Source organism: Thermodesulfobacteriota bacterium, assembly GCA_036397855.1.
GTDB lineage: Bacteria > Desulfobacterota_D > UBA1144 > Nemesobacterales > CSP1-2 > DASWID01.
Genome location: DASWID010000032.1, coordinates 1 through 11999, shown reverse-complemented (window position 1 = coordinate 11999; position 11999 = coordinate 1). Strand labels below are relative to the sequence as shown.

Genomic DNA, 11999 nt, shown 5'->3' with positions numbered 1-11999 from the left:
ACTGTTCTGTGGATTGTCCACATCTATACGCAGGATGGAGCCAAACAAACTTGAAGTATCCTGACCATTTGCAATTGAAGTAACACCCACTGCAATATAAAGGTAGCCGTCCGGCCCCATGGCAATTTGACCCCCACAAACGCAAGTCCCAGGCTCCACTTGTGTGCGGTGGTCAATTTCCAATAAGATTAACTCGCTTCCCGGATCGGCTTGATCTGGATCTGAACTACTCACCGTAAAACGCGATATCACTGTTCTTTGTGGTTTTTCTGCAATATAAAAGACATAAAGGAATCCGTTAATTTCATAATCTCTGTGGAAAGTAAACCCCAAGATCCCCCTTTGGTCTCCATCAAAAAAAACTCGATCCCTTATGTCCAAAAAAACCTTAGCCTCGCCAATGTCTGGATCGATAACATGGATCACACCCCTTTGCTCAGCTACAAAAAGCCTGTCTGTTCCATCGCCTGCATTCTGTATATCGAGCGGTCTATCGAATGAAATACTGGGAAATGCATTTACCAGAGCGTACCTACCCTGTTTATCACCATTAGATGAACTGCCAGACTCTTCGCCTGAATCCGTGCATGACAAAGCGATTATAAATATGATTAAAAGATTGAAATGTCTGTAATTCATACTAATTTCTGGCTACAGTCATCTAAACCTTATTTTAACTTAACGTTATGGAATTTATACAAAATTTCTCTGCTAAAAGCAATAAACCCTTCTGCTTGGATAGAATCAAACAGAAGGGTTTATCGATTAACAGAACAAAAAAACGTGGGGAAATTCCCATGGAATCTCCCCAAAACATTTTACTTTTTTATTTAAAGAACTGATCTATGTAAATTAGGAGCCTTCCTTGTACAGCCCAAGGAAATCTAAATGCGTTGAACTGGTTGGGTAACGTGTTGTTACTGGTTGAGTTCATCACAGCAGATGCCTGTTGCTTTTCCAGTTGCTTTAGACCACTACCAGCAAATACTAAGCTGCCAATTACGTCAAAGTTCACGCCAGGCCATACCTGCCAGGTAAGTGTTCCCTCAACTTCGGTACCTAGGTACCTATCGACATTTGTATTAACTCCCTGCCCAAACGTGCCCGATGGGTAAAGGGGAGAATTGGTCTCTTCATTCCATCCAACGACTACCTGAGGTGTGAAGGAAAGCGGGTCTGCAATCTTTACGGTTCCCCAGGCCCTCGCATAGAATGAGTTTATTACGCTACCCTCAATCCTGTAAATGTTTGGTATTATGTGTTTGTACATCAAGTTATCAAGGTTATAGGCGGGGCTAAACACAATCGCGTTTCCTTCTACGTCCTTCGTATTTGTATTATCACCACCAGCCCAACCAAACTCTGCGGCTACCAGTTTAATCGGCCATCCGGGATAAACCTCAGCTCTCACGGCAAAAAGCAGGTTATGCTGCGTAATATCGAAATTGGGGAGAACACCGCCTAAATTGGTCTCGACCTCTCCCTGTGCACCCTGTATCTCACCGACAAACCTCCAGAGATCTGTCTTAAAATCAATCAAGCCTGCCCAAAGGGTTAGACGCTGCAGATCAATATCAAAAGGCTGTCCGGCATTCTGTCCACCAACAGGAGGAATTGATAGCACCCCTTCTTGATGGATATAAGGGAACACATAACCACCGACAGTTAAATTTGTCCCCATGATGTTGGGATTGTTGTAAATTAAGGCAACGGCGCCACCATCCCAGCCATCGCCAAGACCGGTTTCCAAGCTCTGACCTTGGGTAAATCTATCCGTGACGAAAACCACCGTGAAGGTTCCGGCATCTCCGCCAAGCCCCCAGGACTTAAGCCAGAGGAACCTGTCGAGCACAAATCCAAGGTCTGACTGTGGATCCCAGCCACCATTTGCGAGAATTCCAAGACCCCAGTCAAACGGCTGCCTACCGATTCTTACGAATCCCAAATCATATGGGAGCACTATATCGGCATGGAGCATACGGACATTGAAAAATTGTGCGTCGTCTGTCGCATCGTTTGGATTAAAAAATCCGCAAACCGTTGTAGCAAGCTGGCCATTTGGCCTGACAAATCCATCCGTACCTCTAGCACAGTCTCCGGCTATCTGGTTTGTCAACAATGCGCCACGAAACCTGCTGTTCGGAGTATCTGCGGAATTGACTAGTGTACTGCCGGCAGCAGCATTAGTGCCCGGGTTTCCAACGAATCCGCTTCCGATGCCACCCCATATATTGTTGTCAAAAACATCTACCTGTGCCCTGATAGTGACCTTGTCGCTAAGGACTAACTGAGGGGTTAGACGGAGTCTGGTATCTACAAACATTATGTTATCGTCATTATCGTTGAAACCAAGCCTTTGAGCGTTTCTATCGCTCATGGTACTTAAAAATGTTGCGCCTTTAATAAACGTGGCTCTTGTACGCATGTAGCTTGGGAAGCCCCCCAAGGTTAGCTCTACCGCGTAGGAAGGAACTGCAACAACAAGAGCCAATAGGAACAATATTAGCCATTTGGCTTTACTCATCTCTCCTTACCTCCTTTAAGTTTTTAGAATCTTTCCTAACTCTAAATAATATATAAACTTTTGTCAAGAGGTTTTTTTAATATTTTTATATTTTTTTAATACCAAAAAGTAGTTGAAAAATTGACCTTTGTCAATATGCGATAGTGATCATAATTTCAGGCACTGATGTGCAATTAACGCGTAGGCATTTATCAATCCATAAACATCAAACTGATAATAATTCTTGATATCTTTTGCCCTCTTATGACATTGCATCTCAAATGTGCAATAACCGCATTTTAACATTTCCTTAATATTAGCTTCATACAGAGCTGCTAGAATATGAAATATTATGAAAATTCTAATATTATCAGATATTCACGCTAATTGGCATGCCTTAGAAGGCATTCTATCTAACGAAAGTTACGAATACCTTATATTCCTTGGTGATATAGTAGATTTTGGGCCTAATCCGAGGGAGTGCACCAGGTTTCTGATGAACTCGTCATGTGGACAATTTAGGGGTGTGAGGGGTGACCATGACCACGCTATGGCTTATGGCAGTAAGTGTCTTTGTTCCAATGAACTAAAGAAGCTCTCGCAAAAAACCAGGGAATGGGGAGAGGGGCTGCTCGAGAGTGAAGAAATCGGCTTTTTCAGGACGCTTCCAAAACATGATCGATTTATTATTGAAGGCATGAGATTTTATATTACCCATACTTATGGCAACGATGGAATGTCGTTTCATACAGACCCTGACGACATTTTAATGCCTGATTATGATAGACCGAACAGTCGGTTGCATCATGACTTCGTAATTACAGGACATTCGCATAAACCATATATAAAGAAGGTGGGTGGAACTACTTACTTAAATCCGGGCTCTGTGGGGCAACCCAGGGATTTCAACCCAAGGGCATCTTATGCCGTTATAGAAGACGGCGAGGCTACTATAAAGAGAACAAATTATGATATTGAGAAGACCGTAAAAGAGCTTCAAAACACCTCATTACCCAAGAAATCGGTAGGAAAGCTGATATCGATGCTTGTTGTTGGTGGTATAGTTAGTTAGAAGAATGAAAAAGCTCTGGTTTGATATTCCCGCTGTCCGATAAATGCGAAAATCGGTATTCTTGGCGTAGCGCAAAACCCCTCTCAGTTTGCCGATCTTTTATCCCGGGCCATTCTGAGAAGCCATATTTAGACCATTATCGATAATGGTCAGACAGCCTCCTCGGGGCAGGGAATTTCATTTCTCGGTTTAAAACAAGGATTTGCTTTTACCGATATGAGAATCTAAGCCGTGGGGTCTTCAACTATCATATAAACAACCTGACTACCGCTGTAAAAGGGCTGATAATAGGCGTTCGCATAGAAATAGTATTTTTGTCCACCCACGTTCTGTTCCATTGCACCTTCTGGGAGTTCCGTAATTATCGCACCTACAGGTGGGTCAACAACCTTCCATCCATTCCCAACTTGTTGGTAATAAATTCCTCCGCAGTCGGAATAAATTGATGAACCTACTGTAGTTGTAGAGCATGAGGGAGGCAAAGCCGTTACGGTTGCCCCGCTCGGCGGTGGCACAATAACATATTCCGATCCTTCAGGTGAATAGTAAACCCCATCAGAGTAGTAATATTTATCACCTTCGACGATAACCGTCTCTGAATTATACGGTATTGATGCAATCAGGGCACCTATCGCCAACCCAGTTCCAAACGCCAGAAACCCGTAGTAATTACTCCAGCCCCCATACCAGTAATTCCAGTTATGGTAATGATTGTGATAATAATTATATCTACCACTCCAGTGATCGTCCGCAAAGTCTATCCTGTTCCCTTGCCGTTCGGTTCTTGCGTCCTGTCGAATTTGGGTTCGGTCAGTCCTACCACCCTGTCGTTCCGAAATATTATCTTGGCGATTTCCCGATCGCTCAGATCTGGTGTCCTGTCTCTGACTGGATAAATCTTGACGCCCGGTTTGCCGGTCTGATCGTGAATCCTGTCGCTGCCCAGATCTTTCTCTACTCGTTGTCTGTCTTTGCGGAGCAGATTGTTGTCGGGTCGTAGAACGCTGACCAGAACTCCCCTGAAAACTTCCTCCGCTAAATTCCCTTGAACGACTACCCTGATAACTGGATCTTGATGACTTGAAACTTCCACTTGAATGTCTTACGCTGCCATACCCTCCGCCGCCAAAATTTCCCCCGCTTCTAGCAGCACCTCCCCTCCCTCCTCCACCGCCGCCTCCTCCTCTGCCACGCGTGAGAGCCTCAGTCGGGACCAATAGTACAAGACTACATAAGAGTGTGATAATCGAAAATGCTATATTGAATTTCTTGTTTAATCTTTGTTGGTCACTCATTATCTTTTACCCCTGGACCAAAAATTTTATTTCTTAATTTGCTTCTTAATTTTCAAAAATTCTATTTTCTCCGCACCCTCGAGCGAATCGGCTCTGAATTTTGAATCGGGTTCCTTCGTTCCAAAATTCCAGTCTGTAAAGACCGCTGTGTACTGTGGTAAGCCAGGAACATCCTTGTAGGTGATTACGATCTTGCATGGAACAGGCTCCTTGCCCTCTTTTACCCAGAGCTGCCAATCTAAATTTTCCTGGACAAAAGCAAGGTGATTGCACTTCATACCACGTACGTTGTGCAATCCGACGTAATAACCATCTTCAACATTCTCACTCAAATCTGAATACGGATCACTGAATACAAAGTCTGCAAGGGGCAACGAAAATCCATAATCTTCCATCAGATGGTCAAGCACGTTGTCAATATTAGAGGGGGCCTTTTCCTGCGCATATACATTTTTATCTACGTCAAGCAGGGTGATGCTTTCTCCATCATGCCAGAATTTTTTTATACCGATATCGCCTACAGTCTGGGCATAAATTTTGTTAGGACGATGTATAACGAAGCTATTGGTGGCAGAATACTGAAGCTTTTCTCCCGAAGGTAAAACATCATCAAGTGTGACATCAGCTGTGGCACTGAATTCCTTTTGATTTTTCAAGAAGTCCCCCATCTCTTTTAAAATTTTGTCAGCCTCGGGCTCAATGTCTCTTTCTCTTACGGCCCCTTGTTGTTGATCATTAACCTGGTTTGCTTTTTCTTCAGCTTGTGTGAAAGAGGATATCAGGATAAATATGAATAACGAAAAGAATGATAGAATAAATATTCCTAAAGCAGTCCGCATATAGCGTCCCTGTTTACACATTAGAAATTTTCCCCTTATCTTGATATTGTTGTTAGCCGTTGCAATTTGACTCAAATCTTCGACATTTGGCGATACTGATTTTTTAATAACTATATTATTTTTTAATAACTATATTACTCATCATTGTCAAGTAAAGAATGCAAACTATAAATCCCCGGACAAAGGGGGCAAAATCTATTATGCCCATTATGAGAGGAGCCGTAAGTGCCTGTCATGATTGACACATTAGCCCCGTGACATACAATATACTCATCTATTTTACTGACAGTTGTAATTTTTCAGTGGTACTCTGTGATCGGCTTAGCCTAATTTCTGCTGATTAGAAAACTGACAAATTTTCCGGTATTTCGTCGAAGGGTTGTTCTGTCACATGAGGATCCTCTGGAGACAATCTATATAAACATAAGGTGCCAAGGTGGCTAGCAAGGCTAACACCATGGGACAACAAGACCACCTCGGGGAGGTAATGGCCTCCCTGAGGTCTAATCACCAATCATTAAGAGGATATGTCATAATATGGGAAAAAACTGTAGAAGATTTAAAGAATACCAAGGTGCCCAAAAGAAACCATTGGAATACTCATTTCCGTGTTGATTATTGGCCGAATAAATCAGTTAGAAGAAATTAAAAAATTCCGCTCATTAAATTTTTGTTTTCCTTAAAAGAATAAGGGGATGACATGGAATGAAGGACTAAAGTACTCCTGTATATTCACAAGGTATGGAAAGCCTTCCTCTACATATGACCATTTCGTATAAAACAAACCCGGCACCGATCTTACCAGTGCCGGGTCAGCTTTTTAAAGAAGGTTATAAGGGAGATCTAAGTTATATCCAAGCCAACTTAAAAATACGTTTGAAGCTGAATTCGAAATAGATTCTCATTGGTATCAGCACCTGTTAAGAATGAGGTTTTGATATAATTGTAGTCAAGCTGGATTTTCCATCTGTTATCGTGAGTGATGTAGTAATTAATTCCGGGTGTCACCGCCCATTCGTTTTTCGGTTGACGCTCGTCGGGAATTAAGCCTTGATCTCTATCGAAGCGAATATAAGCGTATCTGCCAGCCAACTCCAGCACATGGGGAACTAAGAATATGCCGGCCTGGGCCTCGAATCCCTGATCGTAGACTGTACCTAAATCGGATACGGGTAGTACAGCGTCAGCGTTCGCCCCTTCTGGCTTAATCCATCGTCCATCGTATTCGCCTGTAATACTGAAGATTTGATACTTGAAATTGACATCGGCAGTGATAGAGCTAACGTCTGCGAACTGTACACCGAGTTCGTTCATCCTATCGTCAAGTAAACTATTATCGGGTTGCTTTTGAGCGATGTTAAGACCAGGAAGCGTCGCACCTGCAACACCAAAAGCGAGTAGTGGCTCCTTTTCCTTAAAATTCATGGGTTCTAACTTGTAAGCGCCCCCGATCGGAAAGCTACCGGTACTGCTATACTTTAATTTACCGCAGCAGGGATTGAACTGGATTCTTCCGACGTATAGAAGGTTTGAATCAACGCTGGTGCCATTTAGACCATCGCCATTATATACACCGAATCCATAGGTAAACATATTCGCCAAGAGACCATAAGCAGCCACGCCTCTATCACGTCCGTACTTGAACTCGTCATTCACAATTGACCTATCTACAAGCTGCAGTTCGGATGAAGATGTGAGCTCTTCCCTGTTGAATGGAACCTTGGACTGACCTAGTCTCGGGAAGATCCTTGTATCGTAGGCGGCATCAAGATATGCGTCTCTAACTATAAAATTCCCATTGTTATCAGCACTAATCTGGAATAGATAATTGAACCAGGGCCTGAAAGCGTGTCCTTCCCAATATATTCTGAAACGTCTAACATTAAAATCTGTTGCGGTGTTCTTCTCGCCGGTTTGCTTATCATCAGTATTGTCTACCGAAAGCCGAAGCTGTGTGCGAAACTTCATCTTCATCTCAAAGTTTCCATCGTCGGACTCAAGAAAAAATCCCTTATCATATCCCGCTTTGAACTTTTTATACCAGGCATCCTTATCCTCAGTTACCACCTTTTCGATCTGCTCTTTATCGGCTGCCCTTTGCGACTCTAGCTGTTCTATCTTTTTCTGAAGCGCATCGATCTGCTGCTGATTCTGCCTCTGAATCTCATCAATCTGCTGCTTCAGTTCTTCAATCTGACTCCTACTCTGGGCAACTTGCTTGCCGCCAAGCTCCTGAGCATATGGCTCTACAACCAGCAGACTAACACCAAGCACTACACCAAGAATCAATCTTCGTATAAGCATCATCCGTTCCTCCTTTTTCATGAATTCATGAGAATAATAGTTTGGGAAAATTAACTCGAAATGAAAATTTAGTTAAGATTCTGTTAAGGTTTGCAGAGACTTGTTGCTATGAGGCTGTCTCAATCTATAATAGTAATGTAAAATTAAATTGCGGGGAGACAGTGAATGAGCGATAAGGTAGTAGCCATAGTCGATGACGAAGAGGATATAGTTAACCTCGTAAGCCATCACTTAAAGAGGGAAGGTTACAAAGTCAAGGAATTCCATAATGGAAGAGATTTTCTATTATTTTTAGAGTCAATAGTTCCTGATCTGGTTGTGCTGGACATAATGCTACCTGGGATAGATGGACTCGAGATTTGCAGAATGTTAAAAAACAGATCCCGCACCTCTTCTATTCCGATCATAATGCTCACAGCCAAGGCGTCCGAAGCAGACGTTGTTGTTGGTCTGGAAATCGGGGCTGACGATTACATCGTAAAACCATTCAGCCCAAGGGAGATGACAGCAAGAGTAAAAAGTCTTCTGAGAAGAGTAAATAGTAAAGAAGGGAAGGAGCCAAAATTAGAGATTGGACCAATTTCTCTAAACTCTGATAGATATGAAGTAACCGTTAATGGCAAAAGGATCGATCTTACAACTACGGAATTTAAAATCCTTGAGGTTTTTCTGGAAAGAAGAGGAAGTGTTTTCACGAGAGATCAGCTTTTAAAGAAGAAAAGGCTCTGGGGCGACGACAAGCTGGTTTACGATCGAACAATCGATGTGCACATAAAAAACCTTAGAGAAAAACTTGGCAAAGCCGGAAATATGATAAAAACTATTAGGGGGATTGGATATAAGCTGGAAGGAGAGTAAAGGATCTGAGATTATTTTGGAAACAGTTCCTAGCCATTTTTATAATAATCACCCTTGTATTTTCCCTGTTTACCTTTCTTACAATCGGTGAATTAAAAAAATACGATGAATCCCTCATAAAGGAAAGACTACTTACATCCGCGAATATAATCAGGGGTTTCATAAATTTTCCAATTTCAAGAGATAGAGGAAATGAAATAAGCTCCTTAGTTTCCGAAATCGGGAAAAAGATAAACATAAGAATCACCCTTATTGACAGGTCAGGAAATGTACTTGGCGATTCAAGCTCAAATCCGCTTGAGATGGAGAATCACTCTAATAGACCGGAGGTAAAAGATGCAATATCAAAAGGGATCGGGCAAAGCACGCGTCATAGTAATACGATAAACAATGACATGGTTTATGTCGCAGTTCCAATCAAGGACTCAGAAGGGAGAATACAGGGCGTAGTTCGAACATCTTTACCAACCAGCTCTGTTAGAGAGGCTTTTCTACCTATAGAAGCAAAGATTATTTACACTGGGTTTATTCTCATAATAGTTGCTCTAATACTCGCTTACATGTCTTCTAAAACCTTTACCAACTCTCTATCCAAAATAATTAATCTTTCCGGAGAAATAGCGAAGGGGAATTTTAAAGTTAACATACCCGCTAAGGAGAGAAAAGGTGAGCTTTCGAAGGTCTCGCTCGCCTTAAATAAAATGGCGGAAAAACTGGACGAGCTGTTCCAAAAAGTTGACTTTGAGAAAAGGCAACTCCAGGCAGTCCTCAGTTCAATGAATGAGGGAGTGATGCTTCTATCAACAAAAGGTAAGATTATGCTAACAAATGATGCATTATCTGAAATGTTTGATATAAAGGATAATCCAGTCAATAAGCGATACTGGGAGGTTTTAAGGAATAAGGATATCAATGAGCTCATTGAAAACATTTTCAAGACTAACAAGAGCTCAAAAAAGGAAATCTCCATTTTATACCCGAGGGAGAGAAACTATCTGGTAAATGTCAGCACATTGGATTATCCCGAAAAGGTGTTAATTGTTGTCGTATTTGATATTACCGACTTCAAGAGCCTTGAAAAGATAAAGGCAGATTTCATTGCTAATGTCTCTCATGAGCTCAGAACCCCACTCACAGCCATTAAGGGTTATACAGAAACACTTGAGGAAGAAGCTTATGAAAACCCCCACGAAAGGAGACATTTCCTGAGCATTATTAAGAGGCATACAGACAGGCTCATCAATATAGTTTCGGATCTACTCGTCCTATCAGAAATAGAAAGTAAAGAGTCACTTTCGTTAGAAATGAAGAACTCCGAGTTTGAAGTTGTTGACATAAAAGAAGTTGTCACATCATCTTACGAATCATTGAGAAGAAAGATATCGGAAAAAAACCTTAAAGTCGAAATAAACGTTAAGGAGGGTATATCAAGCATAAAGGGTAATAGATTTTTGCTGGAACAGATGTTAATAAACCTCATCGATAATGCGGTTAAGTACACACCCGAACGAGGGAGTATCGTTATCGATGCATATGGTCATGACTCAAATATTGACTTAGTAGTAGCCGATACGGGAATTGGAATACCGAAGGAAAATCTAAACAGGGTATTCGAGAGGTTTTATAGAGTCGATAAAACAAGGTCAAGAAACCAAGGGGGGACCGGTCTCGGACTCAGCATCGTAAAGCATATAGCAATAATACACAATGGTAAAATAAATGTCGAAAGCGAAGTTGGAAAAGGAAGCAGATTTATAATTACACTACCCTGTGCAGATAAAATCCACTGAATAAAAAAAATTTATTCCGGAATTTCCATATATTGGTGGTACTGGAGATGAACTCTCGGAATGTCCATTTAACTCAGGAAATGTTTTCGTATTCCAGGCATCCTATAGTGAAGGTGCCTATCTGACGTTAATTTGATATATTATGTTAGTCGTGATATAACCCCTAAGCCTCTTGCAATTGCCAATCGGGCTGTCGAGGATCATTGACAGGCCTATCCATATCGGCTCAATTTGCTCTTTATAGAGCTTGTAATCTTGGACATACCCCTCTGGTTTATTCTGCCATACGACAAACCTTGCATACACCGCATTAAAGTTTTGTATAATGGAAGGACTATCAAAACACCAATTCAGATCGACAAAGTTTGGGAAGAAGATCTTAAAGAAGAATATTTGTTTGACCAAATGCTCTTCTAAATCATAAATATCTTCGAAATCCAGCCACATGAGATCAAACCAGCCAGTTCTAACCCAACTATATCCTGCGCCAAATGACCTGGCGATACTGCCCTTAAGCCCAAGCCTCTCGGCCGCTTTGTAAGCGAGTTCTGTAAACACGGATGCGGCCTCTGATGTAAGGTAGTCATATAAATGAAGCTTATTTTCCATCTCAATCAAGTTCTTGATCAAGCCGGGATTGTCGCTTATATGATGCTCAACGTCAAATTTGCCAATATCACCACAATCTTCAAGCGATATGGCTATGTTCTCCCACTCCCTTCTAGCTATTTGAGCAACTGCCCTTATCTCCATATTTTTCCAAGCATTCTAAATGTCCAGGAACCATCTCCAACAAAAACCCTATTAACTCGAACTACCTGATAGGGTTAACACCTCTAAATGGTTCTTACTATAAAACCCCTATCTATTATCACATCTTTCCCGAGATTCTTTGCCCTTTTGAATTTTAAACCAGTGAATTATCGTCCCTAGATACCCGGTTCTTAGGAAATTTACCTAAATCCAAATCTATACTAAATAAGACATGTTAATACGAATTTAAGATTACATTAAGTCCCTATTAAGAGTAGGCACCCTGAACTTGAGCGCTTTTTAACTTTAGCCAAATTAAGTTAAGCTTCATTACCCCAATACGGCGATACGATACCTTGGTTAACATTGCATTCATCTTCTATTAACACTTTCTTAACATAATACATGTTAACTATCTCAAAATTTAGAAAAGGAGGAATATCGTTATGTCTAGATGGACAAAATGTTTTAAACGTTTAAGCTGCATGGTTACTACTCTAGGGTTCATTCTAATACTAGACCTTTCATCAGTAACTGCCCAGGAGGCGGTAAAAGTTGATCCTGACATTCCAGCGTACGGTAAGG

Annotated in this window: 9 protein-coding genes; 3 read left to right on the top strand and 6 right to left on the bottom strand. The window is 41.5% G+C overall.

The window, feature by feature from the left end; translation table 11 throughout:
- Together VGA95_02630 and VGA95_02625 are read right to left on the bottom strand one after the other, a co-directional pair.
- Positions 1-639, bottom strand: a 639-nt coding sequence (locus tag VGA95_02630) for a PQQ-dependent sugar dehydrogenase (GenBank protein ID HEX9665430.1), incomplete at its 3' end; no start/stop codon positions are given.
- A 187-nt stretch (positions 640-826) separates the two neighbouring features.
- A complete protein-coding gene (locus VGA95_02625) occupies positions 827-2524 on the bottom strand; it encodes a hypothetical protein (GenBank protein HEX9665429.1) in 1698 nt (565 codons plus the stop codon).
- A gap of 331 nt (positions 2525-2855) precedes the next feature.
- On the opposite strand from VGA95_02625, the gene VGA95_02620 reads away from it, so the two are divergent.
- Positions 2856-3575, top strand: a complete 720-nt coding sequence (locus tag VGA95_02620; GenBank protein ID HEX9665428.1) for a metallophosphoesterase family protein — start codon at positions 2856-2858, stop codon at positions 3573-3575.
- Positions 3576-3799: 224 nt separating this feature from the next.
- Here the strand turns inward: VGA95_02620 and VGA95_02615 are convergent, their stop codons facing one another.
- The 3 genes from VGA95_02615 to VGA95_02605 form a co-directional block, all read right to left on the bottom strand.
- Positions 3800-4870, bottom strand: coding sequence for a DUF6515 family protein (locus tag VGA95_02615; protein ID HEX9665427.1), 1071 nt, complete (start codon positions 4868-4870; stop codon positions 3800-3802).
- 26 nt (positions 4871-4896) lie between these two features.
- The gene (locus VGA95_02610; protein HEX9665426.1) at positions 4897-5709 is read right to left on the bottom strand and encodes a DUF2092 domain-containing protein; all 813 of its coding nucleotides are present in this window, start codon (positions 5707-5709) and stop codon (positions 4897-4899) included.
- Positions 5710-6573: 864 nt separating this feature from the next.
- Entirely contained in the window at positions 6574-8016 is a 1443-nt protein-coding gene (locus tag VGA95_02605; protein HEX9665425.1) for a porin, read from the bottom strand.
- 162 nt (positions 8017-8178) lie between these two features.
- On the opposite strand from VGA95_02605, the gene VGA95_02600 reads away from it, so the two are divergent.
- Together VGA95_02600 and VGA95_02595 are read left to right on the top strand one after the other, a co-directional pair.
- A complete protein-coding gene (locus VGA95_02600) occupies positions 8179-8871 on the top strand; it encodes a response regulator transcription factor (GenBank protein HEX9665424.1) in 693 nt (230 codons plus the stop codon).
- A gap of 5 nt (positions 8872-8876) precedes the next feature.
- Positions 8877-10661, top strand: a complete 1785-nt coding sequence (locus VGA95_02595) for an ATP-binding protein (protein ID HEX9665423.1) — start codon at positions 8877-8879, stop codon at positions 10659-10661.
- A gap of 117 nt (positions 10662-10778) precedes the next feature.
- Here the strand turns inward: VGA95_02595 and VGA95_02590 are convergent, their stop codons facing one another.
- Positions 10779-11414, bottom strand: coding sequence for a hypothetical protein (locus VGA95_02590; protein ID HEX9665422.1), 636 nt, complete (start codon positions 11412-11414; stop codon positions 10779-10781).
- Positions 11415-11999: the final 585 nt, after the last annotated feature.